General features: G+C 59.6%; 20 protein-coding genes and 1 tRNA gene. 17 read left to right on the top strand and 4 right to left on the bottom strand.

The features are described 5' to 3' along the window. Positions 1-2 precede the first annotated feature (2 nt). From EI291_RS18825 to EI291_RS18810, 4 genes are read left to right on the top strand one after another with little or no spacing between them, the layout of a single operon-like run. The gene (locus tag EI291_RS18825; protein WP_125423726.1) at positions 3-2,132 is read left to right on the top strand and encodes a SprB repeat-containing protein; all 2,130 of its coding nucleotides are present in this window, start codon (positions 3-5) and stop codon (positions 2,130-2,132) included. After that, positions 2,129-3,604, top strand: coding sequence for a hypothetical protein (locus EI291_RS18820; RefSeq protein ID WP_125423723.1), 1,476 nt, complete (start codon positions 2,129-2,131; stop codon positions 3,602-3,604). Before EI291_RS18825 ends, EI291_RS18820 begins: the two co-directional genes overlap by 4 nt. Beyond that, complete coding sequence (locus EI291_RS18815) at positions 3,601-4,041, top strand: hypothetical protein (protein ID WP_125423720.1); 441 nt, start codon at positions 3,601-3,603, stop codon at positions 4,039-4,041. The genes EI291_RS18820 and EI291_RS18815 overlap by 4 nt, the downstream gene beginning before the upstream one ends. 11 nt (positions 4,042-4,052) lie before the next feature. Then, the gene (locus tag EI291_RS18810) at positions 4,053-7,358 is read left to right on the top strand and encodes a phage tail tape measure protein (RefSeq protein WP_125423718.1); all 3,306 of its coding nucleotides are present in this window, start codon (positions 4,053-4,055) and stop codon (positions 7,356-7,358) included. An 88-nt stretch (positions 7,359-7,446) separates the two neighbouring features. On the opposite strand, the gene EI291_RS18805 is transcribed toward EI291_RS18810, so the two are convergent. Both EI291_RS18805 and EI291_RS18800 read right to left on the bottom strand, forming a co-directional pair. Further along, a complete protein-coding gene (locus EI291_RS18805) occupies positions 7,447-7,743 on the bottom strand; it encodes a hypothetical protein (protein ID WP_125423715.1) in 297 nt (98 codons plus the stop codon). Between the two features lie 315 nt (positions 7,744-8,058). Continuing rightward, positions 8,059-8,652, bottom strand: coding sequence for a hypothetical protein (locus EI291_RS18800; protein ID WP_125423712.1), 594 nt, complete (start codon positions 8,650-8,652; stop codon positions 8,059-8,061). A gap of 318 nt (positions 8,653-8,970) precedes the next feature. Between EI291_RS18800 and EI291_RS18795 the strand changes: the two genes are divergently transcribed. The 3 genes from EI291_RS18795 (at position 8,971) to EI291_RS18785 (ending at position 11,847) form a co-directional block, all read left to right on the top strand. Further along, positions 8,971-10,107 carry an NHL repeat-containing protein gene (locus tag EI291_RS18795; protein WP_125423709.1) on the top strand — a complete coding sequence of 379 codons (1,137 nt, stop codon included), beginning with the start codon at positions 8,971-8,973 and terminating at the stop codon, positions 10,105-10,107. Positions 10,108-10,227: 120 nt separating this feature from the next. Next, entirely contained in the window at positions 10,228-10,800 is a 573-nt protein-coding gene (locus tag EI291_RS18790; RefSeq protein ID WP_125423706.1) for a hypothetical protein, read from the top strand. 483 nt (positions 10,801-11,283) lie between these two features. Next, positions 11,284-11,847 (top strand): recombinase family protein, encoded by a 564-nt coding sequence (locus tag EI291_RS18785; protein ID WP_125423703.1) that lies wholly within the window; start codon positions 11,284-11,286, stop codon positions 11,845-11,847. Positions 11,848-12,346: 499 nt separating this feature from the next. Here the strand turns inward: EI291_RS18785 and EI291_RS18780 are convergent, their stop codons facing one another. Both EI291_RS18780 and EI291_RS18775 read right to left on the bottom strand, forming a co-directional pair. Beyond that, on the bottom strand, positions 12,347-13,483 hold the full coding sequence (locus EI291_RS18780; protein ID WP_125423700.1) for a tyrosine-type recombinase/integrase: 1,137 nt from the start codon (positions 13,481-13,483) through the stop codon (positions 12,347-12,349). 81 nt (positions 13,484-13,564) lie between these two features. After that, a tRNA-Met gene (locus EI291_RS18775) sits at positions 13,565-13,638 on the bottom strand. A gap of 136 nt (positions 13,639-13,774) precedes the next feature. On the opposite strand from EI291_RS18775, the gene EI291_RS18770 reads away from it, so the two are divergent. From EI291_RS18770 to EI291_RS18725, 10 genes are all read left to right on the top strand, one after another. Continuing rightward, positions 13,775-14,188, top strand: a complete 414-nt coding sequence (locus EI291_RS18770; protein ID WP_125423697.1) for an START-like domain-containing protein — start codon at positions 13,775-13,777, stop codon at positions 14,186-14,188. A 122-nt stretch (positions 14,189-14,310) separates the two neighbouring features. Next, positions 14,311-15,744: an LptF/LptG family permease gene (locus EI291_RS18765; RefSeq protein ID WP_125423694.1), complete on the top strand. Its 1,434-nt coding sequence runs from the start codon at positions 14,311-14,313 to the stop codon at positions 15,742-15,744. Between the two features lie 125 nt (positions 15,745-15,869). Beyond that, positions 15,870-16,145 carry a 30S ribosomal protein S15 gene (gene rpsO / locus EI291_RS18760; protein WP_044002073.1) on the top strand — a complete coding sequence of 92 codons (276 nt, stop codon included), beginning with the start codon at positions 15,870-15,872 and terminating at the stop codon, positions 16,143-16,145. A gap of 197 nt (positions 16,146-16,342) precedes the next feature. Beyond that, a complete protein-coding gene (gene pnp, locus EI291_RS18755; protein ID WP_125423691.1) occupies positions 16,343-18,502 on the top strand; it encodes a polyribonucleotide nucleotidyltransferase in 2,160 nt (719 codons plus the stop codon). A 134-nt stretch (positions 18,503-18,636) separates the two neighbouring features. Then, positions 18,637-19,500 (top strand): sigma-70 family RNA polymerase sigma factor, encoded by an 864-nt coding sequence (locus EI291_RS18750; protein ID WP_022823752.1) that lies wholly within the window; start codon positions 18,637-18,639, stop codon positions 19,498-19,500. Between the two features lie 240 nt (positions 19,501-19,740). Further along, positions 19,741-20,688: a thioredoxin-disulfide reductase gene (gene trxB, locus EI291_RS18745; RefSeq protein ID WP_125423688.1), complete on the top strand. Its 948-nt coding sequence runs from the start codon at positions 19,741-19,743 to the stop codon at positions 20,686-20,688. Between the two features lie 123 nt (positions 20,689-20,811). Next, entirely contained in the window at positions 20,812-21,963 is a 1,152-nt protein-coding gene (locus EI291_RS18740) for a peptidoglycan DD-metalloendopeptidase family protein (protein ID WP_240635601.1), read from the top strand. A 74-nt stretch (positions 21,964-22,037) separates the two neighbouring features. Then, positions 22,038-22,757 (top strand): bacillithiol biosynthesis deacetylase BshB1, encoded by a 720-nt coding sequence (bshB1, locus tag EI291_RS18735; RefSeq protein WP_125423685.1) that lies wholly within the window; start codon positions 22,038-22,040, stop codon positions 22,755-22,757. A 442-nt stretch (positions 22,758-23,199) separates the two neighbouring features. Next, complete coding sequence (locus EI291_RS18730; protein ID WP_125423682.1) at positions 23,200-23,892, top strand: hypothetical protein; 693 nt, start codon at positions 23,200-23,202, stop codon at positions 23,890-23,892. 80 nt (positions 23,893-23,972) lie between these two features. After that, positions 23,973-24,377 carry a hypothetical protein gene (locus EI291_RS18725; RefSeq protein ID WP_125423679.1) on the top strand — a complete coding sequence of 135 codons (405 nt, stop codon included), beginning with the start codon at positions 23,973-23,975 and terminating at the stop codon, positions 24,375-24,377. The last annotated feature ends 338 nt before the right edge of the window (positions 24,378-24,715 follow it).

The following is a 24,715-nucleotide window of genomic DNA, read 5'->3' as shown; positions in this document are numbered from 1 at the left end:
GTATGGCAGGCGAACGGTATTTCCAGCTGGTTTTTCAATTCGTGTTTCCCGGCGACGGCCAGCTGATCTGGCTTACGCTGGCCGGGCAGTCGCGGCAGTTTACGGCCCGCCACGGCTACACCACCGTGCCCGGCGAGTACACGGTCTTCACCCAGGCCGGTACCACCAACCCGCTACTGAGCACGGCCGAGAGCCTGCGCGGGGCCATTGAGCAGGACCTGGCCAGCCGGGGTTTGGCCGACAAGTACACGGTGGCCAGCACTCTACTTGCCGCCACTACGCCCGAGGATGCGGACGGCGACGGCTACGTGGATGATCCGTCGGTGGACTCCACCGGCATGTACAAAGGCCAGATTACGCTCACGGCCCGCTATTACGATACTACCCTGGACATCGGCGCGCTGCAAATCGGCGGGTTCGGCGGGGCCGGCAACGACTACCCGCGCTTCCGCGAGGTGAGCCGCAACCCCACGCTGCTGCCGCTGCTCATTACGCCCGACGTGCAGCTGGCCACCTGCTACGGCAGCGCCACGGCGGCCGTGCAGCTAACGGTAAGCGGAGGCCTGGCACCGCTGGCCGTGCGCTGGGACGATGGCGTTACCACGCTCACCCGCAGCAACCTGCCGGCCGGTACGTACCGGGTGACACTCACCGATGCCAACCAGGCCAGTACCTACCGCGACGTGGTGGTAGGAGAGAACCCGCGCATCGACGTGGTAGTGCAAAAAACCGAAGCCGGCGTGACGCTGGTAGCCTCGGGTGGTACTCCACCGCTGGCGTATTTGTGGGACGATGGCAACAGGCAGGCCTTCCGCGCCGATCTGGGCGAAGGCACGCACGCGTGCACCATCACCGATGCGCTGGGCTGCTCGGCCGACGTGGTGGTGGAGTACTCGCAGCTCAACTGCTACCTGGTTCGCAACCCCATCCCGCTGCGGCTCGATGCCGGGGCACTCTACCGACAGGATCCGGACCTGAAACCGAACCTCACCTTCGTGTGCCAGGTGCTGGTGGAGGAGCAGTACCTGAGCGGCCAGTTCACGGCCGTGGGGGCGGAGCTGGAGCAGCCCGCGGATCGGGACGGCCGCACGGCCTTCCAGGTGCAGGAACTGCTGGCTCCGTACCTACGGCACCACGTGCCGGCGGCCGTGGGGCCGGTAACCGAGCGGGCAGAGAGCCTGTTTAAGCGGTTTTTTCTCAAGTACGCGCAGGTGTACGGCACCCCGCCGGTGCGGGCAGCGGCCCTGTCGGCCGAGCAGCATTACGTGCTGCTCGGCGGCCTGAGCTTTACCGAGGCCCGCGCCCGCACGTGGCAAAACAGCTACCAGCAGCAGGTAAAGCCGTTTCTGACCTGGGAGCCGCGGGAGAAGGAGGTGTTTGTCGACCAGCCGGAGTTTCTCTACTACCAGGCCCTGGTGGCCACGCCCAGCGTGCGCCTGGTGGTGGAGCTGCGCTTCGACGACTCGACGACGCAGGAGCTGAACGGAGGCGAGGTGGAAGGTGGCGTGCAGCGGTATGAAGTGTTCTGCTTTGGCTGCGGCTACGCGCAGCTGCGGCTGGAGCGGCTGCCGGCCACGCAACGGGCGCGCATTACCGGCTGGCGCGTGTGGGTGGCCGATGACGACGGGTTTGTGGTGAGCGAAGTGCGCACCTACTGCTTAAGTCAGCGCCAGGCCCCGTTGCGCCGCTACGTGCTCTACGCCAACTCGCTGGGCGGCATGAACACGTTCGTGGCCGAAGGCGAGGCCCAGCTCGATGCGGAAGTGAGTGGCGACCAGGTGGAGCTGAACCTGCCGCTGGACTACGACCCCCTCGCCGGCGACACGGCCGTGCTGGAGCGGGAACTGAAGCCGGTACTGAAGCTGGCCTCGGGCGTGCACCTGGGCCGGGTGCAGCAGCTGGGCTTGCAGGAGCTGCTGCTCACCCGCCGGGCCCTGCTCTGGAATGCCGGGCGGTGGCTGGCCGGCTACGTGAAAACCAAAACCGTCAGCGTGCTCGACGACGGCAAGTCCGTGCCCACGCTGGAAATAGACTTTGTGCTGCCCGCTGAGCGGCAGTTTACTCCCTACCTGCCCCCGGTGCTGGCTGGCCAGTCGGCCGCACCGGTGGGCCCCGATTCCGGTGCTGTATGATAGAATTGGTTACGAGTGCCGGCGGCCTGGATCTGGCCGCCGGCACCACCATCACGCTGGAAATCCAGAATCCGCTGTTTCGCTTCGATGCGGTGCCGGGCACCACCTCGTACTCATTCGCCATTCCCTGGAGCCCGCGCAACTTGCGGGCCCTGAACTTTCCGCACGTGCGCGCTGCCCAGGGCGAAGGAGTGGAGCCGGAGGCCTGCGGCTTTTACATCGACGGCATTCTGTGGCGGCAGGGCAGCCTGCTCTACAAGGAGTGCGATGAGCAGAAGCGCACGTGGCAGTACACCTTCGCTGCAGATGCCGCCGATTTGCAGGCCCGTATCAACGGCCGCACCCTTCGCCAGCTCGACCTGGGCACCGTGGCCCTGGAACTGCGTCCGGACGCGGCCCTGTACGCGCTGCCCACGATGCATAATCCGCAGTTTTATGACAAGAACGACGCTTTCAAGGCCGGGGCCGGGCTGCTCAACGACTACCGAAATGGTAGCTACCGGCTCAATGCCGGCGGCACTTGGCAGTTTCCCCTCGTGCCGTTCCCGCGCCTGGTGCCGCTGCTGGAGCGGGTGCTGGGGGCGGTGGGGTACCGCGTGTCGGGCGAGTGGCTCCGCGATGCGGCTGACCTGATCTGCTACTCGGACCGGGCGGCCGAAGTGCTGGCCAGCCCTACCGACAAGCTGCCGGTACTGCCGGCCACGTTTGCGCTCAGCGCGCACGTGCCCGACCAGGGCGTGGGCGAGTTTCTCGTGAATGTGCAGAAGTACTTTGGCCTGGGCTTCGACTTTCACCCCGTGCGGCCGGAGCTGCGCATCACCCGCCTGCGCGACGTAGTGGCCGATGACGCCTACGTGGAGCGCCGCGGCGGCCCGGGCCGTCTGACGGTAGCGGAGGGCGGTGGCTTTCTGCTCAAGCTGGGGCTGGAGAGTGACGACCTGAACAAAACCCGCGACACGAGCTGGGCCCAGCTGCGCGTGGGCAACGGCAAAACCACCATCGACACCCAGGCCGGCACGTTGCACGTGCTCGAGGCCCTGGACAAGTCCGATAACAGCACCCGCCTGGTGCCGGCCGTGCTGGCCAAGGGTGCCTCGCCGGCCTTTGAGGCGGGCGAGGACAGTCGCGCCGGCCTGCGCCTGCTCTACGACCTGGGCGTGGGCACTTATCAGGGCAGTACCTACCCGATGGCCACTAGCGCCAGCCCGGACGGGCAGCTGCCGGCGCTGCGCTGGCCCGGTCCGGAGGGGCTGTACGCCAAGAACTACCAGCCCTGGCTGGATTTCCTGGATCGGGCCGGCCGGGAGGAGCGCACCATGGAGTTTCGGGTGGCCGACCTGCTCAGCCTGGACCCGAAGCGCAAGGAGCTGGTGGCGGGGCGCAAGTATTTGTGGGAAAAAGTCAGCCTTAGCGTGAGCACGTCGCGCCGGCTGGAGCAGGCCCGCTTCACCTACCGACCCATCAGACGATGACAATAGAAGAACAAGAGAGGGTAATGGCCGACAAGTGGCTGGACATCACCATCGGGAGCTTCATTGAGAACATGCGCAAGCTGCGCATCCGCCATACCGGTGCGCTGATGGCCAGCTTTAAAAAGCAGGTGATTGGGGCTGCCAATGGGCGGTTGCAGCTGCAGCTTTCCTATGCCCTGTACGGCAAGTTCATCGACATGGGCGTGGGCCGGGGCATGGGTACCGGCGTGCGGAAGGGCGATGATGGCTACGACCGGATCCGCAACAACCGGGGCCAGCTTAAGCGCCGCCAGCGCAAGGCTAAGCGGTGGTATGGGAAGGAAATAGCCTACCAGACCAAGCGCCTGGCCGAGCTGATGTCGGACCTGCACGGCACGCTGCTGATCAGCGCCGTGGGCGAGTCTCTGCCTTCCGAAACAGTGGAAATTAACTTATAAGTGACGTAATCGTGGCAGAAACCCCCGAAGAACGGAAAGTACGCATCGTCGTCGATGCGCAGCAGCCCAACGCCAGTATCAAGGAAATGTCGGCGGGCCTAGGCGTGCTCAATAGTCAGTTGTCCAAGATGGCGGCCGACGACCCCGGCCGGGCCAAGTTGCAGGACGATTACGCCCGGCTCAATCAGCGGCTCCAGGAAACGCGCACGTCCATGCGCCAGGTTGTGCAGACCGAGGAGGAACTGGCCGAGGCCCAGCGCAAGCTGGCGGCCGAAAACCGCGAGGTGGTGCTCAATGGCCAGAAAGTGGAGGCCACCTTCAACCAGATGAAAGCGGCCGCGGCGCAGCTGGAGCGGGAGCTGCATGACATGAGCAGCGACGATGCCGGCCGGGCGAAGATGCTCAAGGACTACCGGGCCCTGCAGGAGCGCATCGAGGGCGTGAAGAAGGAAATGGGCGAGGCCTCCGAGCAGGGCCTGACCTTTAAAGATGCGCTGGCCTTTGCCGGCGTGACCGTCACGGCTGAAGCCGCGCTGGACCTGATTAAGGAACTGGGGGCCGAGGTGATTAATACCACCAAGGAAATCGGCAAGATGCGCGCCGATATCAACTCCCTGACCGGTGCCACCGGCGCGGAGCTGGACGAGCTGACCGTGGGCGTGCGTGCCCTCTCGCAGACGTTCGGCAAGGAATACAACGAAGTGCTGGTGGCTAGCAACGCGCTGAGCAAGCAAATGGGCATTTCTCAAAAGGAGGCCCTCAAGCTGCTGGAGCAGGGCTTCGTGGCCGGGGCCGACGTGAACGGTGAGTTCCTCGACCAGGTAAAGGAATACCCCGCGCAGTTCAAGGCCGCTGGCGTCTCGGCGTCGGAATTCATCGGCATCGTGACCAAGTCGCAGACCAATGGGGTTTTCTCCGACAAGGGGGCCGACGTGGTGAAAGAATTCGGGCTCCGGATCCGGGAGCAAACCAAGGCCACCGGCGACGCGATGGAGGCCGCCTTCGGGACCGAGTTTACCCAGAAACTGTTTAAGGGCATCAACGACGGCAGTATTTCGTCGGTGCAGGCCCTGCAGCGGGTGTCAACCCAGATGAACGACACGAAGATTCCGGCCTCGCAGCTGCAGACCGTTATTGCCGACGTGTTTGGCGGTCCGGGCGAGGATGCGGGCCTGGAGTATCTGCAGTCGCTGAAGAATATCGGGGGCGGGGTGGAAACGCTCATCGACCAGACCAACCCCTACGTGCGCCAGCAGCAGGCCCTGCTTAGCTCGCAGCAGGAGCTGGCCGAGGCCCAGAATGAGCTGACTAAGCAGTTTGAGGGCACGGGCAACAGCGTGGAAATCCTCACCAACGGGGCCATGACGTTCCTCTATACGCTGCTGGCCTCGCTGGGTGCCACGTTCAAGGAACTCTATGCCCCGGTGCAGCAGGTGTGGGAGCAGCTGCTGGAGCTGGGCGAGAGCATGGGTCTGGTCAGCAAGGAGGGCAGCCTGGTCAAGGACGTGGCCAATGGCATCGGTGCAGCACTGCGCCTGGTGCTCACGCCCACGCGCCTGCTCTGGGGGGCGCTGGCCGACCTGGCCAAGTCCACTATCGAGTGGGTGAAAAGCTCCCAGGATGCCCGGGCGATGCTCTACATCATGATTGCCCCGCTGCGGTTGCTGTTCGATATGCTGCGCGACTCGCCGGCATTCTTCGAGGGCTTTTCGGCCGCGGCCCGGGCCTCGTTCACCCAGGTGGGCCGGGCGTGGAAAGCGGTGCTGGCCGGCGACATCAGCGAGGCCATCGACGAGTTCGATAAAATTGGCGGGGCCGCCGGCCGGGCGTACCTGAAAGCCTTCAACGCGGCCCATAGTGCGCGCCCCACTGAGGCCACGGCTACCAGCCAGGATGGGGGCGACTCGCCCGATACCCGGCCCGGTGCCGGCGGCGACGGTACCACGAAGGAGCAGCGCGAGAAAGCCGCCAAGGAGGCCCAGGCCGCCCGCGAGAAGGCCCGCAAAGAGGCCAAAGCCGCTCAGGACAAAGCCGATCAGCAGCACCTGGATGATCTGAAGCGGCTGGTGAAAGACGAGTTAGTCGTGTTCAGCGGCCGCGACGCCCTGCGCAGCCAGCTGGAGCAGAAAGGCTACACGGATGAGCAGCTGCGCCGCGAGCAGCAGCGGCAGAAAATCTTCCAGGATGCCGGCGCCCAGGTGGACAAGCTCACCGGGCTGGAGAACGACTACACGGACCGGGTGGCCGCCATTATGCAGGAGCGGGACCTGAAGCTGCGCGAGTTGCAGGCCGGATTCGATGCCGAGTCGGAAAAGAAGAAGCAGGAGGAGCTGGACAAGCGCATCGCCGGCGCGCAAGCTGACGAGGAGCAGCGCCTGGCGGAGCTGGAGGTGCAGCTGGCCAACGGGGTGCTCGACGAGTGGGCGTTCCAGGACGCGGTGTACGCGGTGAAGCAGGCCGCCCTGGAGCGGGAGCTGGAGCTGGTGAAGCAAAAAGGTGGGGAGGAGTCGGCCGAGTATAAGAAGCTCCAGGCCGAGAAGCTGCGCAACCAGGCGGACTTCCTCGCCTCGCGCAAGGGCATGGACGAGGGCTACTATAAAATTGAGAAGGGTCTCACGGCCGCCCGCCGGCTGCTGGGCTCGGAGGAGTTTCAGGCTCTGATGGAAATCAGTGGGAAGAAAACCCTGCTCTATAAAGCCGGCGTGGCGGCGCAGAAGGCGCTGGCCATTGCCGAAATCGGCATGAGCGTGCCCAAGCAGTACGCGGCCAATGCCGAGGCCGGGGCCAAGATAGCGGCCCTGGCTCCGCCGGCCACCATTGCCCTGGGCACGGCCTACACCGTAGGGGCCAACGTGCTGGCCACCGCCACGGCCGGGGCCAGCATCGGGAAAATCCTGGGCATCGGCTTTCGTAAGGGTGGAGCCACCGGCTCAGGCATGAGCATTGGCAGCAGCGGCAAGCTGCTGGATCCTGATGGCTTCCCCATTGCCGGCGTGGTGCACGAGAACGAGTACGTGATTCCGGAGTGGATGCGCGCCGACCCCCAGGTGGTGCAGGTAGAGCAGTGGCTGGAGCAAAAGCGCCTCGGCGGCCCGGGCTACCGGCAGGGCGGGGCCACCTCGGGCGACGTGGATACGGCCGCCGGCAGCGGGGCCTCCGTCGACCAACAGCTGGTGGAGGTGCTGCGCCGCTTGGACCTGCGCTTGCAGGACGTGGAGCAGTGGGCTCGTGAGCTGGGCGTGCACCTGGACGTGCATCTGCTGGAGCGTACCCTGGAGGAGCGGGAGGCCACCCGTAAGCAGGCTGATATTCGCTAATTGCGTTTCTGGCTAATCACTAAAAAGCCCCCTGCCTGGAGTAGATAACCGGGGCAGGGGGCTTTTTAGTGAGTGGGTGGATGCTCAATTAGGGTATCAGTACCGGGCCCAGGCCATCTATATAACCACTCCAGTAGTCAAATGCATTCCAATCTCCAGCCTGAGCGGCGGCTGTTCGTTCGGCTTGCGCTGTTTCATAGGGACCGATCAAGTCATCGTTGGTGACAGCAGCGGCTCGGACGTAACCTCCATAAATTACCCCACGATGATAGTCAGCATTGCTTGCGGCCTGCTCCGTGCGGCCTGTGGCGTCAGCGGCATGCAGGTGAGTAGTTGTTCCGAGCAGTAGCAAGGCAGCCAGGACCGAGAAAAAAAGCTTTTTCATAGTTGTGGAAAAGAGGTGGATGAGTAACCTCAAGATTCAAGCAACTAAAGGGAGGCGCAAGGATACTTTCTGCCGGATTGTGACATCAGCAATTACTCATATTAAGTAGTGAGCCAACGTGTCCAGAAAACGGACGGTTTACGGACGGTCTGGTCGGCGTTGAAAAAGCTCCCGAAAACGTGGTTTTTCGGGAGCTTTTTTGATACCCTTTTCTGGACAAACGTTCGTGTCCAGAAACCGAGTGTTTTCTGGATAGTTGTTCGGTTCTATGGAGGCTAATCAGCGAGTAAACATAACTCGACTTTTCGGACAGGTTTACTGTTTCAAATTCCCTAGGCTTTTCATCTGCTCCTGCGGAATGAGCTTCCTGCCGGCTCCGTCGAAGGAAAAGGTACTCGGCTTCACTTCCTTGTTGCCTTTGCTAAACATATGCTGCACATAAGCGGTATCGAGCGGTTCAGAATAGCGAAACTGCACAATACGAGTCTCTACAATCGAGTCGCCCTCCCATAGGGCAGGCAGATCATACATAGCGAAATCAAGTTGGCCGTTGGCTAAATACTGCCGCCACGAGGCGTCTGGGTACATCGCCTTGGGATAGGAATCTGCCTCTAAGCGCCCCTGCTTGGTCAAGCGCTGCCAATGACCATGTGGGGTGAAGGTGTACTTTCCAGTCCTGTTAAGTACTACCCGCAAGGGTCCCTGGTCATAATAAGACTTCCAGACGGTCTGGTACGCCTTATGGGTTTTCTCTACCACCTCACCCCGTTGAAGAGCAGCTTTTTCCGCGGTGGTTAAATGCCGCCGATACTCTCCGTTTCTGTAATCGACAGGCAAGGGTCGAGACAGGAGAAAAATACCACCACTTAGGGCAATTACAATAGCAACGATAACGGGCCAGTTATCCATGAGGACAGTTATAAAGTCTGCCCAAATTAAACAAAATGATGAAGCGGCTCCTACATGCCCTATATCCCTATCTTCATTCCGTTCCTTATCATAATCGATGTTATTTGACCCTCTTGGAATCGTGGTGGGTTTTGGCTCCCGGTCGGGGCGCCGTCGGCGTGGTATTTTTCCGGGGCACTAGCGCTGGTTTGAAGATTACGAAACTCATCCCTACGAGTCATTCCGTATTGACAATATCCAGCACTTACTCTTGTCCCTACACTGTAGCTTTACCCGACTGACCCGGCTCATTCATCCTGGTCAAACTTCCTAACGACCATGACTAACCACGTTCGCCTTGCACCCCGTTTATGGCCGGCCTTATTGGGGCTGGTGCTACTGGTGGCCTCGGCCTGCCAGAGCCTGACCACCGGGCCCGTGGTGAGCACCCTGGCCGGCACGGCGGGCAGTCGGGGCAGCGTCAACGGCGTCGGCGCGGCGGCCCGGTTCTTCAACCCCATAGCCTTGGCTGTGGATGCCGCGGGCACCGTGTACGTGGCCGACGCGGGCAACAATTCCATCCGCAAGGTTACGGCGGCCGGGGTGGTGAGTACGCTAGCTGGCGTGGTGGGCAGGCAGAGCATCGGTGACAGCGCGGACCTAGTCGTGCGCTTTGGAATTCCCTTACGCGAAGGCAGTATGAATGGTCCGGGTACAATGGCCCGTTTCGCTTACCCCACGGGCGTGGCCGTGGATGCTGCTGGCACAGTGTACGTGGCCGACCAGCACAACCACGTCATCCGCAAAATCACCGCGGCCGGGATGGTGAGCACCCTGGCCGGCATGGCCCGCTCCCATGGCAGCGCCGACGGCGTAGGCTCTGCGGCCCGTTTTTATGCCCCCGCAAGCGTGGCCGTGGACACGGCCGGCACCGTGTACGTGGCCGACGCGGGTAACTTCACCATCCGCAAGGTTACAGCGGCCGGCGTGGTGACCACGCTGGCCGGCAAGGCAAGTAGCCGGGGCTGCATCGACAGTGTGGGCACGGCGGCCCGCTTTGGGGGCCCCATCGGCATCGCCGTGGATACCCGGGGCACCGTGTACGTGGCCGACGTCGTCTACCACAACATCCGCAAGATTACGGCGGCAGGGGTAGTGAGTACCCTGGCCGGTAGGGCCGGTGCCTTCGGTAGCAACGACGGGCCGGGCGCATCGGCTACTTTTAACGACCCCATGGGATTGGCCGTGGACGCGGCCGGCACGGTGTACGTGGCCGACGCGGGCAACCACGTCATCCGCAAAATTACGGCGGCGGGGGTGGTGAGTACGCTGGCTGGTACGGCCCGCACCATCGGTGGTGCTGACGGCGTAGGCGCAGTAGTTCGCTTCTATAGTCCTACTGGCGTGGCCTTGGGCGCGGCGGGTGTGGTATACGTGGCCGACGAACTCAACCACGCCATCCGGGTTATTAGGTAGGCTGTTTGGCTCTTCGCACCTGGCTGGGCCTACGATGCCATTTGGGGTTCTTAGCCTTGGTTAAAAGTTTGGTACAAAGGTTAAACGCACAAGCCAGCGAATCGATGGTATCTTTCGATCATGCGTTTGCCTAATGATGCCCTATTGGACATTCAGTGTTTCGTGTATTACCTCTTCGCGGGTACCCTGCACCCCCAGCTGATTGGAACGGATTACGTTTTTCGCTTAGTGCGTGCACCACATCTGCTGGAGAATACCTTCCGCCTCTTCACGGAGGCATTACGGCAACGCGCGCCAGGTGAGCGGGCAGATAGTCGAGCGGAGGATTATGTAGTTGCTAGCTTTGTGACAGGGGACTTGGCGCGCGCGCAGGCCCTGTTGGCCACGGCTCCGATGGAGCAGCCGGACGATGTGTATGCGCGCTTTTTCCAGCTGGCTTGCCAGTTCATGCACAACACCTTTGCCGATCCCATTCAAACGCCGACTTACTTAGTGGACTTGGAGGGAGTAGGAACCGATGCGGTACCCGCTTTTGCGGTGTGGACTACTGTAGTAAATAGGCCAGCACCCGATACTGCCACAGCGTACGCACGGGCCTTGCGACGAGCCAATGACCGAGCACGGGCGCAGTTGGATGGCGACTTGCCTGAGGAGCCTTTCACCGATTGGGAATTAGAGCAGGAAATCTATTAGTGCTGTCTAAGTTCGAAACAGGCGTAGAAGATGGAGATACACGGTGGCTCAAGTAGGCAATACGACTGCCCGCTTAACCTTTGTACCAGACTTTTAACCAGAGCCTATATAGTCTGAAGAGTCTTTACATGCCGAATCCACCGCCGCGGCTGTGCTGCTGCCCGGCTTGGTGAATGCGCTGCTAGGCCACCTGGCGCTGCCCTTCCTGCTCCAAGTGCGGGTTGAGTTCCCGTACCAATTCATGGAGGTATCTCGTCTTTTGAGTCTGGGGAACATTTTATAAACGGTCGTTTGTAGGAGGTTACCTCGCATTTGACGCTTTGCAGAGAATAACAACTCCACTGGAACAGTGAGAGCATATGGCTCAAAAAGGTACACCTATCTGAGCCGGCCCGAGGTAGGCTGGCTCACCAGTAAAATAATGGCTCATTAAGTCGGCTCACGTTACTATCTTCGTGAGCCGTACTTATTGAGCCATTTACTATGATTTTCGGATACGCCCGGGTTTCTGCCAAAGATCAGAACCCCGATACTCAGGTTGAGCAGCTGACGGCTGCTGGCTGCGACCAGCTGTTTGTGGAGAAGATGAGTGGTACGACCACCAGCCGCCCCGAGTTGGAGAAACTTCTGCAGCAGCTACGGCCCGGTGATACGGTAAAGGTCGCCCGGCTAAACCGGCTCGGACGTAACACGCGCCACGTGCTGGAGCTGATTGCCCGGTTTGCCGAGCTGCAGGTGCGCTTCGTGTCGCTCGACCTGGGGGTCGACACGGCCACGCCCGCCGGCAAGATGATGGTCGGCGTGTTTGCCGTGCTGGCCGAGTATGACCGGGAGATAAACCGGGAGCGGCAGGACCACGGCCGTGAGCTGGCCAAGGCCGCAGGTACCCACATGGGCCGCCGGGCCGGCCTTGACCCGAAGCGTCTGGAGCAGGTGAGTATGGCCATGAAGTCCGGGCACACCAGTGCCGGTGCCATCACCAAACTCACCGGCCTGCCCCTGGCCACGGTGAAGCGCTACAAGAAAGTCGTCGAAGGAGCGAATTAGTGTCCTTTTTGCCGGCTGGGCTGAGGAGGAGTTTTGGGTTCATTTCACACAAACCCAAACCCTCAGCTTATGAGAAGTTACCTCGTTCTGCTCTTCGGCAGCCTTTGCTTCATCCTGGCCACGGCCTGTAGCCGGCCGGCACCGCCGCCTCTGACGCCGGCGCCGGTGGACTACTTCTACCAGGAGCGCAAGTGCGCGCCAGTAGATGCTCCCACTCGGGAGCAGGTGCGTGTGACGCAGGTAGCCACACCCAATACGGGTATTAGGGTGCCTCGACCGCGCTTCTACCAACGATGGCGGCGCGTGCATGGCCGCCGGTACCACTTTACCTACCGAGTAGGAGATAAGCGCGCCATGGTAGAGAGTCCGGAACCAGGTGGGCGAAGTCGGCAGGTGTCCTGAACTGACACCCAATCTGCCACCCGAAAAAGAAAAAGGCCCTCAGCGAGTAGCTGAGGGCCTTTTCTGTGGTCGTGTAAGGAGTCGAGTTTAGTGCATGCTAGAAGTCCGGCATTTTGGCCAACTGCTCATCATCATCAAACATACCTAGTTTCCGCAGGTAGGTGGCCGTAATGCCTGCGTGAGCGTGCCGGCAGTGCCGCCGCACCAGCTCAATGTCCTGCGTGGCCAGGTATAAGTTAATAGCCCCCGTGTGTTTGTAGCCATACACGGTATGCTCCCCATCATTCAGCCCTACGGCTGTTAGCACCTTGCGGTGGCGCTTGGCAAACCAGTTTTTGCCCACCGGCTCCGGCCCCGGTTTGTGCTCCTTGGTAAACACGTAGGCATCGGGCGGGTAGGAGCGCAGGCCGGCTTTTTCAATCATGGCCTCGAGCTGGCGCACAATCGCTACGTGCTCAGCCTTACCGTTCTTGGCCCGGGCCGCCGGCACGAGCACCGTGCGCGGTTTGATGTCGCGCACGCGCAGCAGGCGCAGCTCACTGCCGCTGCGGATAAAGCCGTAGTAGATGAAGCTTATATATAAGAGTAGCTGCTCATCGCCCCGCTTGAGAATTTCGGCCGTGATGGCCTGCCGCTCCGCCTCCGTGTAAGGCACGTGAATGGGGGAGGCCTCCACCTTGCGCAGCTCCGTGGGCGCGCACGGGTTGCGGGTCAGGATTTCTTGCTTGACTAGGTAGTTAAACGAGGCGTTAAGGCTGTTGCGGTAGTTATTATAGGTTTTGGCCGTAATACCGCGCTTGCTCTGCTGTTCCAGAAAGCTGGTAATGTGGGCCAGGGATAGAAATTTAAGCGGGAGGGACGCAAACGGTGGGTACTCGCGGATGCGGCGCAGGGCCACGTTGTAAAACTCCGTGCCTACGCCCGCGGCGGCTTTACGCTCCACTACCCATTCAATAGCCTGCTGCACGGTCGCCTTCTTGGGATCAATGCCCAGAGTGACGGCTGGGGTCTTGCCGGCCGTGTAGCCTTCCTCCAACAGCTGGCGAATCTCAGCCAGCTTCTCCTTGCACACCCGCCGCCGCTCGCGTAGGGTAGTGTACTTGTTCATGCCCGTGTACTGCTTGCGAACGAAGGTTTGCTTGTCCGTATCCCAGATTCGGTAGTCAATATACCAGCGCTTGGATAGGTCGCCATCGGCGTCGAACAGGCGGGGCTCGTACTCAGGGGCGTACATGGCGCTGTGATAATTTTGTGATAAAAATATAACAAGCACAAAAAAACGGCCTTTCCGCGAAGGAAAGGCCGTTTTCGAATGTAGCGGGGACGAGAGTTGAACTCGTGACCTCAGGGTTATGAATCCTGTGCTCTAACCAACTGAGCTACCCCGCCCTGTTTGGTGGTGCAAATGTAAGGACAAGATTTAACGTAATGCAAGTGTTGTGCAAAAAAAAACCCGCGTATATTGGCTGCCGGGCCGCTTTTTTCAACCAGTGCGGGCCGCTAAATTCTTTACGCTGTTCTGCTTATGCCGCTTTCTGCCACTCGCCTCAAACACCGTTTTACGGTCGAATACCCCATCAATGCTTCGCCTAAAATCCTGTATCCGTACCTGGCTTCCGCATCTGGGCTCTCCCACTGGTTCTGCCAAGACGTACGGATTGAGGGTGGACACCTTTACAATTTCATCTGGGATAATCAGTCCCACCACGCCGAAATGGCGTCGCACCGGACCAACCGCTCTGTACGATTTGTCTTTCTGGATGAAAATAAACGGCACGCCGCTGATGCCAATTACCTCGACTTCCTGATTGAGGAGTCGCAGCTTACGCAGGAAGTGTACCTGCGGGTAGTGGATTATTCGGAAGAAACCGACACCATTGAGCTGCAGGAAATGTGGGATAGTCTCATGCAGAAACTGCGGGAACAGGTGGGCGGTTAACTACCCGTTGCCCGATCAAAGAAGGAGCAGACACGAAACGAGCCGTATCTTCGTTTCCTGTTTGCTCCTTTTTGTTTGGGAGGCTTCTGGCCCGGGTAGCGTATCCTGTCGGGTCTTTTGATATGAAAAAACTCGATAAACTTATTCTGCAGGCGTTTGCCGGGCCGTTTGTACTCACCTTCGCGGTAGTGCAGTTCATCTTCCTGATGCAGTTCATGATGAAATACATGGACGACCTAGTTGGGAAGGATCTGGGTTTCGGTGTAATTGCCCAGCTGCTGTTTTACTTCAGCGTGCTGATCGTGCCCATATCCCTGCCGCTGGCGGTGTTGCTGTCGTCATTGATGACGTATGGCACCCTGGGGGAGCACCATGAGCTGACAGCCATCAAAACAGCGGGCATTTCGCTTACCCGTATTCTGCGGCCGGTAATGCTGTTCAGTGTACTGCTGGCCGGGGGAGCTTTCTGGTTCAACAACACCATTGTGCCCATGGCCAATCTGGAAGCCTATAGCCTGCTTTGGGATGTGCGCCAACAGAAGCTGGCACTCGACATCCGGGAGGGAGTGTTCTACAACGGCATTCCGGGCTACACGATTAAAGTGAACAAAAAGCTGGGCGAGAATGGTGACCTGCTTAAGGGAGTCATGATTTATGATCATACCCAGAGTCGGGGCGGCAATGCGGTGATTCTGGCCGACTCGGGCCGCATGTTTACACGCTTCGGAGGCCAGTACCTGGGGTTGGAGCTGTATCATGGCCGTACGTACGTGGAGCAGCCCAGCGCCCAGAACGCCTCGGGGGCCAGCTTTATCCGCCAGAATTTCGACCGGAACCTGATTACCTTCTCCCTGGCTTCATTCGGGATGGACCGCACCAAAAAAGAGTTGTTCAACACCAACAAGATGATGCTGAACCTCGCCCAGCTCACGCATTACACGGATTCGCTCCACAACCGGGTGTTGCTGGAGCGGAAGCACCTTATTCCGCAGCTAAATCCCTATTACACCTACCTGCGCCTCGACACTACCGGCCGGATGGCCATTCAGCGGGTTGAAAACTGGCAGGTACCGGCAGTAGAGTTGCGCCCCGTTACGCAGAATATAGCCCAGCAGGCGGCCAACCGGGCCCGGAACGTGCGCTCCTTTTTGGGCACCTCGGCCGAACGTCTGAATAACCTGACCAAGGAAACGGCCAATTACCGCATCGAGAGCTACCGCAAATACACTCAATCAGCAGCTATTTTACTGATGTTTCTGATTGGTGCCCCATTAGGTGCCATCATCAAAAAGGGAGGGATTGGGGTGCCCATTCTGGTGTCTATTGTGTTTTTTATCATCTACTACGTCGTGTCCATCATGGGCGAGAAGTACGGCCGGGAGGTGGTTATGCCGGTAGGCGTGGGCATGTGGATGTCGGCGTTGGTATTGCTGCCCATTGGTCTGTTTTTCCTTTACCAAGCCCGCCACGACTCCGGCCTGTTGGAAGTCGACTGGGGCCGCTTTGTGCCAGGCTGGCTGCGCTGGCCGCTGCGGGGCTACAAAAAATCAGCCTGAGGGGCTTCTGGTAAGTGATGCTGCCAGAAATTCAAACTAAACTCTTACCTTTGCGGCCACCCCGAATTGCGGGGTGGCTTTTCTTTTTTCATTTTTTAATCTAGGACGGGGAAACCTATCTGCCGATGAAACTCACTACCGAAGCAAAACAGGCTATTTTCGAGAAAAACAGCCTGCAAAAAGTAGCCACCGACACGGGTTCGGCCGAGGCTCAGATTGCGCTGTTCACGCACCGCATCTCGCACCTCACTGAGCACCTGAAAGTGAACAAAAAAGACTTCTCGACCCGTCTGGGCCTGCTGAAGCTTGTTGGTAAGCGTCGTCGCATGCTGGACTACCTCCAGCACCGCGAAATCAACCGCTACCGCGCCATCATCAAGGAGCTGGGCATTCGTAAGTAAGCCCACCGCCTGGAGCAGGGAGCCTTCCACCCCGGAAGGTTCCCTGCTCTTTTTTTGTCCGAAACCAAGTGCACCATTTGTTAGGTTCGGACGTTGATTTTTCTGAATATGATTTTTTAGAGCAAAATGGGGCCGCTGCCGGCCCCGTTTTTACGGCTGCTCGCCCGCTGCACGCTTTTCAAAAGCAACCCTCTCAGATGCCCAATTACAACGCGGTTACCAAACACATTACGCTGCCCGACGGACGGCAGATTTCCATTGAAACCGGCAAACTGGCCAAATTTGCGGATGGCGCCGTAGTGGTACGCCTCGGCGATGCCATGCTGCTGGCTACCGTTGTGTCGCAGCCCAGCGCCCGCGGCGACGTGGATTTCCTGCCCCTGTCGGTTGACTACCAGGAGAAATTCGGTGGTGCCGGCAACATTCCCGGCTCGTTCCAGCGCCGCGAAGGCCGCCTCTCGGATTACGAAATCCTGGTGTGCCGCCTTGTAGACCGTATCCTGCGCCCGATGTTCCCTAAGGACTATCACTACGAGGTGCAGGTGATGATTACCCTGATTTCGGCCGATAAAACCGTGCAGCCCGACGCTCTGGCTGCGCTGGCCGCTTCGGCTGCCCTCTCGATTTCGGATATCCCCTTCGCTGGCCCCATCTCGGAAGTTCGCGTGGCCCGCATCGACGGCAAGCTGCAGATCAACCCCCTCACCGCCGACATTGCCCGCGCCGACATCGACCTGATCGTGGGTGCCACGGCTGATTCGGTAGCCATGGTGGAAGGCGAAATGAACGAAGTGAGCGAGGAAGAAATGGTAGAAGCCATTGCCTTCGCCCACGAAGCCATTAAGGAGCAGGTGCGCGTGCAGCAGGAGCTGGCCGCCGAAGTGGAGAAATCCCACGTGAAGCGCGAGTACCCCAAGTACGAGGAAAACGACGACCTGAAGAAGCGCATCCACCAAGGCGTGTACCAGCAGGCCTACGAAATTGCCAAGTCGGGCAACACCAGCAAATCGGGCCGGAAAGAGGCATTCAGCGCCGTTAAAAAGACGCTGACCGAGCAGCTGCTGGAAGAGCAGCCGGAACTGGACATGAAGATGTTTGGCCGCTACTACTCTTCGGCCGAGAAGAAAGCCATCCGCGACATGATGATCAAGGAGCGCACCCGTCTGGACGGCCGCGCCCTGACGCAGATCCGCCCCATCTGGAGCGAAGTGAACTACCTGCCCGGTGCCCACGGCTCAGCCTTGTTCACCCGCGGCGAAACCCAGTCGCTGACCACGGTAGCTCTGGGCACCAAGCTCGATGAGCAGATCATCGACACTGCTATGACCTCGGGCTACAGCAAGTTCATGCTGCACTACAACTTCCCGGCCTTCTCGACCGGTGAGGTGAAGCCGAACCGCGGCCCCGGCCGTCGCGAAATCGGCCACGGCAACCTGGCTCAACGCTCACTGAAGAAGGTAATGCCTTCCGACGACGAGAACCCCTACACCGTGCGTATCGTGTCGGACATCCTGGAGTCGAACGGCTCTTCGTCGATGGCTACGGTGTGCGCTGGCTCGATGGCCCTGATGGACGCGGGTATTCCGGTACGCGCCGCCGTTTCGGGTATTGCCATGGGCCTCGTGCAGGACAAGGAAACCGGCGAATACGCCGTGCTTTCGGATATCCTGGGCGATGAGGACCACCTCGGCGACATGGACTTCAAAGTAACCGGCACCGAGAAAGGTATCGTGGCTTGCCAGATGGACATCAAAATCCAGGGCTTGAGCGCCGAAATCATGACGGCAGCCCTGCACCAAGCCCGCGAAGGCCGTCTGCACATTCTGCGCGAGATGGCCAAGACCATCAGCCAGCCTGCCGCCGAGCTGAAGCCGCATACGCCTCGCTCGCACAAAATGCTGATCGATAAAGAGTTCATTGGCGCTGTAATCGGGCCCGGTGGCAAAGTGATTCAGCAGATCCAGAAGGACACCAACGCCACGGTAATCATCGAGGAGAAGGACGAGAAAGGTCACGTGAGCATCTACGCTTCCAACCAGGAAGACATGCAGGCTGCTATCGGCCGTATTCAGGCCATTGCCGCCGTGCCGGAAGTAGGTGCCACCTACAAAGGCAAGGTGCGCAGCATCCAGCCTTACGGTGCCTTCGTAGAAATTATGCCGGGCAAAGACGGTCTGTTGCACATTTCGGAAGTATCGCACGAGCGCCTCGCTGCGCTGGAGGGCGTGCTGGAAGTAGGGCAGGAGATTGACGTAAAACTGCTCGACATCGACAAGAAAACGGGCAAATACCGCTTGTCGCGCAAGGTGCTGCTGCCCAAGCCGGAGCGCGCTGCTGATTCCAACGGCGCAGCTTAACCCGCTGCCGCCGAACTTTCGCGGGTACCGGGGTGTTGCTCTCAACTGACCCGGTACCCGCGTTTGGGTATCCCTCGTATACCGGACCAACACGACCTTACTAGCATCAATAACTCAACTCTCTCGCGCCCGCAATGAGACAGCTAAAAATCAGCAAGCAGATCACCAACCGCGAAAGCCAGTCGCTGGATAAATACCTCCAGGAGATTGGCAAGGTGGATCTGCTAACCCCCGACGAGGAGGTAACGCTGGCGCAACGCATCAAAGAAGGTGACCAGCAAGCGCTGGAAAAACTCACCAAGGCCAACCTGCGCTTCGTGGTGTCGGTAGCCAAGCAGTACCAGAACCAGGGACTGAGCCTGGGCGACTTGATCAACGAGGGCAACCTCGGCCTGATTAAAGCCGCCAAGCGCTTCGATGAAACCCGGGGCTTCAAATTCATTTCCTACGCCGTTTGGTGGATCCGCCAGTCGATTCTGCAGGCCCTGGCCGAGCAGAGCCGTATTGTGCGTCTGCCCCTGAACCGGGTTGGCTCGCTGAATAAAATCAGCAAGTCGTTCTCGGAGCTGGAGCAGAAGTTTGAGCGCGAGCCTTCGCCCGAGGAAATTGCCGAAGTACTGGAGTTGACCACCTCGGAAGTGGTGGATACGCTCAAGATTTCGGGCCGCCACGTATCGGTGGATGCGCCGTTTGTGCAGGGCGAAGAAAACCGCCTGCTCGACGTGCTCGAAAACGAGGACGAGGAGTCTCCCGACACCGGCCTGATGAACGACTCGCTCCGCAAGGAAGTGCAGCGCGCCCTGAGCACGCTCACCAAGCGCGAAGCCGATGTGATTACACTTTACTTCGGCCTGAACGGGGAACACTCGCTCACGCTGGAAGAAATCGGGGAGAAGTTTAACCTGACCCGTGAGCGGGTTCGTCAGATCAAGGAAAAAGCTATCCGCCGTTTGCGTCATACGTCCCGCAGCAAAGCGCTGAAACCCTATCTGGGGTAAGTTTTTCTACCCCGTTGCAAAAAACCCTGACCATTGGTTGGGGTTTTTTGTTGATGTGCAGTACCCCGGCTTACTATTATCCACCTTTCTCGGCGTTTCGGACAAAGTGACGGACCGTGGAAGTTGGCTTAATTTCGGTAGTGCGAAGCTGAACCGGCCGAAAATCCGGCGTACTTGTACTTTTGCACCCCAACTTAACTCTACCCGGCGCGGGCCATACCCTGCGCTTCGAACTTTCTCATGGCGACTTCCACTCCAGAGCACATCAAGTGTCTGATTATCGGTTCCGGTCCGGCTGGCTACACAGCCGCTATTTATGCCGCCCGAGCAAACCTTAAGCCGGTGATGTACCAGGGCCTGCAGCCCGGCGGCCAACTGACTATCACCAACGACGTCGAGAACTTCCCCGGTTATCCCGATGGTATTATGGGCCCCGAAATGATGGAAGACCTGAAAAAGCAGGCTGCCCGTTTCGGTACTGACATCCGCTACGGCATTGCTACGTCGGTGGACTTTTCGGGCCACCCGCATCGGGTGACCATTGACGAAAACCTGGAGCTGACCGCCGACACCATCATCATTGCCACCGGAGCTTCGGCCAAGTGGCTGGGTCTGCCCTCGGAGCAGCGTCTGAACGGCTCGGGCGTATCGGCCTGCGCCGTGTGCGACGGGTTCTTCTACCGCGGTAAGGACGTGGCCATTGTGGGTGCCGGCGACACGGCGGCCGAGGAGGCTACGTACTTGGCCAACCTGTGCAACAAGGTGTACATGATTGTGCGGAAAGGGGAGATGCGCGCCTCGAAAATCATGCAGAAACGCGTGATGGACAACCCCAAAATTGAGGTGCTCTGGAACACGGTAACCGACGAAATCCTGGGCGAGCACGCCGTGGATGGGGCCCGCGTAAAGAACGTGCTGGACGGCACCACCCGCGACCTGGCCATTGAGGGCTTCTTTGTGGCCATCGGCCACGAGCCCAACTCCAAGATCTTCCAGCCTTATCTGCACCACGACGAGCAAGGCTACCTGAAAACCATTCCCGGCACGGCCAAAACCAACGTGGATGGGGTATTTGCCTGCGGTGACGTGCAGGACTATACCTACCGCCAGGCCGTAACGGCTGCCGGCTCCGGCTGCATGGCGGCCCTGGATGCCGAGCGGTATTTGGCAGCCCTGGGCGACCATTAGGTGAAATGGTGAGTTAGTGATTTAGTGAGTTTGACGCCAAACACTATTCAAGGTGGCCGTGCGTTCAACCCGCTAAGTCACTAACTCACCAGCTCACTATTTCACCATTTCACTGTTTTGCCCTTGCTGCACTTTTTGAAAACCTGGCTGCTGCCGCTGCTACTGATCGGGCTGTTTATTGGCTTGCCCGGCCAGCTGCTGGCCCAGCGGCGCAAAGCGCCGGAGCCAAAGGCGAAAGCCGGCTCGGCAGGCAAGCGGAAGGATTTTTTCCGCATCAAATCCCCGACTATCCGCTACGTGCGGCCCGATACGACCATCCTGATTGAGACGGAGGAACTGCCTGAGGAAAATTCCGACGCGGCTAAATCTATCTTCTTCAATCCGGCCAAAAAGCTCTCCATTGTGAGCGAGGACACCAGCACCCTGAACGAGGGCGGGCAGGAGATTGTGGAGGTGTCGGAGCAGGTCAAAATTGACTCTTCCTGGATTAAAGTGGCGGGTTATTACGCTATCTGGGACACGCACAACATCAATCCGTACCGGGTAGATGGCCGCCGCATCAAGGACACGCTGAACCTGAAGCTGACGGAGCCTGAAAAGCAGCGCTACGCCAAGATGCCCCTGATCAAAACCCCGATGACCTCGGACTTCGGTTTCCGGGGCTACCGCTGGCACTATGGGGTGGACCTGGACCTGGAAACCGGCGACTCAGTAAAAGCGGCCTTTGATGGCGTTGTGCGCATTGTGAAATGGGATGGCTCGGGCTACGGCAATTACATTATGGTGCGCCATTACAACGGCATCGAAACGCTGTACGGCCACTTGCAGAAGTCATTGGTAACCCCGGGTACGTTTGTGAAGGCCGGGCAGCTGATTGGCCGGGGCGGCAGCACCGGCCGCAGCAGCGGCTCTCACCTGCACTTTGAGGTTCGCTACGAAGGCAACCCCATCGACCCGGAGCAGATGTACGACTTCCCGGATTACCGGCTCATCAAAGACAACTTCCAGATTACCTCCGGCCTGTTTGCCTACTACAGCAAGTCGTTGCGGTACCGCGGCGGCAGCGTGCCGGGCGCGGGCAGCGGCGGCAGCAGCAGCAGCCGAAGCAGCAGTGGAAAGCCTACGCAGGCCCGCCGCATTGTGTCGCACAAAATCCGGAGCGGGGATACGCTATCAGAAATTGCCGACAAGTACGGCGTCTCCCAGGCCCAGATCCGGCGCCTGAACGGCGGTACCGCCGTACTGCGTGTAGGCCGCACGCTGCGGATTAAATGAGTTGCCAGTTGCGCGTTACCAGTTACCAGAACGGGGCTGGTAACGCGCAACTGGGAACCGACAACTGATTGCATATGAAACTTGATATCCTGGCCCTTGGGGCGCACCCCGACGATGTAGAAATGTCCTGTGCCGGTACGCTGCTCGCAGCGGCAGCGGCCGGTAAGAAAATCGGCATTGTGGATTTTACCCGGGGTGAGCTGGGCACGCGCGGTACGCCGGCTACCCGGGCGCAGGAGGCCGAAGCCGCCAGCCGCATCCTGGGTCTCAGTGCCCGCGAAAACCTGGGCCTGCCCGACGGCTTCTTCCGCAACGACCGGGAGCATCAGCTGCCCGTTATTACCGCCATTCGCCGCTACCAGCCCGATATCATCCTCTGCAACGCCATCCACGACCGGCACCCCGACCACGGCCGCGGGGCGCAGCTGGCCTCGGAATCATGCTTTCTGAGCGGGCTGCGCATGATTGAAACTCTCGGCGACGACGGGCAGCCTCAGCAGCCCTGGCGGCCCCGGCTGGTGTTTCACTACATCCAGGACCGCCAGATTCCGGCCGATTTCGTGGTGGACATTACGGCGCATTGGCCCAAAAAGTGGGAGAGTATTCAGGCATACCGCTCCCAGTTCCATGACCCGGAAAGCACCGAGCCCGGCACTTACCTATCCACACCGGTATTCAGCAACTTCATGGAGGCTCGGGCCCGGGAATTCGGCCACCTGATTGGAGTAGAGTTCGGGGAAGGCTTCACGCGGGAACGGCCGTTGGGCGTGCGTGAAATCACCGAGCTTATTTAGGCTGTATGGACAGCAAATAGGCCCAAAGCACGTCATGCATAGCGCAGCGAAGCATCTCGCGTGCTGGCGTTAGGATTAGTATTGCAACATCAGCACGCGAGATGCTTCGGCTCCGCCTCTGCATGACGTGCTTGGGGCCTGCTGTTCACAGAGCATAGACAAACGCACAGAAAGCGCCGCCAGATTGGTGGCGCTTTCTGTGCGTTTACCCATTGCTGTACGCCTGCTAGTTGCTATTTATGAAGTCTGATTTGAAAAAGGATAATAGCCATAAAGGCCTGTTTTACATGGTATTGAAGCCAGGCTAAAAGTCTGATGTGAGTATAGATTGAACTGGCGAAGCCGAATCTGGGGTGCTACTTCGGGCATCCTCTCAGGGCAACGCCGTACGCCGCGTGGCCGGGGGACCAATAGTTGTTTCGCACCTTACTTCTCCGCATCCATGAAACGTACACCTGCTCGCCTGCCGCTTTGGTTGAAACTCGTGTTTACCGCCTTTTTGCTGGTGATGGTACCAGTGTACTGGGTGAACTACGGCCCCACCAACTTCCTGTACTTCTGCGACGTGTCGCTGCTGCTGTGCCTGGTGAGTGTGTGGACGGAGCGCCGCCTGCCGGCCTCCATGGCTGCGGTGGGCATCCTGCTGCCGCAGGTGCTGTGGTGCGCCGATTTTGTGGGCGAGCTGTGCGGCCACCATCTGCTGGGCATGACGTCCTACATGTTCGATGAAAACCGCTCCCTGTTTCTGCGCGGGCTCTCGTTCTTCCACGGCTGGCTGCCCTTCCTGATCCTCTTTCTGGTGAAGCGCCTGGGCTACGACCGGCGCGCCCTGCCCGCCTGGACGCTGCTGGCTTGGGCGCTGTGCCTGGTGGCCTACTTCTGGCTGCCGCCCGCCGGCACCGTGCTGTCCGACCCCAAGATTCCGGTGAACATCAACTACGTGTTCGGTTTCGATGACGCCCACCCGCAAACCTGGCTGCCCGCCCCGCTTTACCTGGTAGGCTGGATGCTCACGCTGCTGGTAGTGATTTACTTGCCCACGCACTGGGCCCTGCGCCGGTGGCTAGCTCCAAAGGCCTCTGGTACCCAGCAGGAAGCTACGCCCTCGGGTCAGTTGGCTTGGGAGCGGGCGTAGAGTTCGGTAATTATTAACTGGTACAGTATCTTGTTATGAAAATCACGCGCCTCGCTCGTCCACTTACCCGGTTATTGCGAATGTCTGTTTCTAGTCCGGAGCCCGCCGCTGATGGGGCTTCCCATTCTGGCGCCCGCCCTGGCCGCCGCCAGCGCCTGGTAGGAGCTACCGCCACCCAGATGCTGCCGCTGCTGAAGCTGCTCGATACCATCCAGCCCCAGGTGTGCAGCGACTCGGTGTTTCACCTGCGGCGGCTGAAAATTCAGGCCCACTTTGCCGAGGTGCGCCAGGAGCTTCGCACCGAGCGGCCCCGGCGCGAAGCCGTGCAGCATGCCCTCCACGCCCTCACAGAGCTGGTGCGCGAAGAAGCCCGCGACATCAGCCGCGACGAGCTGCAGCAAGCCGCCAAGGAAGTAGTATTGGCTACCCTCAAGAATGCCCCGGCCTTGATTAACGTGGCCAATCAGGCGCGGCTGCTGGCGTGAAGAGCTATGCAAGCCAATTGGCTGCTGAGGTGATTTTTTTCTTATATGTTTAACAAACTACTGCTTAATGCCAGTCGATAGTTTTATTCCGCAAAACAGAGTTCTAAAACTGCTAAGCTATTACAATCTGGGAGGTGGCATTGCTGGTCTGTTTATACTAGCATCTCATCTATCTGAGTTAGATCAATCAGCCCTACAAATTAGCGGTGGCATATAGCGGATTCATGAACGGTGTAGCTGCCGTCGCCTAGCGTACGTAAGCAGGTATATGCAAGCGTATTCGATGGATTTGCGCCAGCGCGTGGCGCAGGCGCTGACTGAGCCCGGAGCCCGGCAGG

The sequence above is a fragment of the Hymenobacter rigui genome (assembly GCF_003944715.1).
Lineage (GTDB): Bacteria > Bacteroidota > Bacteroidia > Cytophagales > Hymenobacteraceae > Hymenobacter > Hymenobacter rigui.
This window is presented reverse-complemented; position numbering and strand designations above follow the sequence as displayed.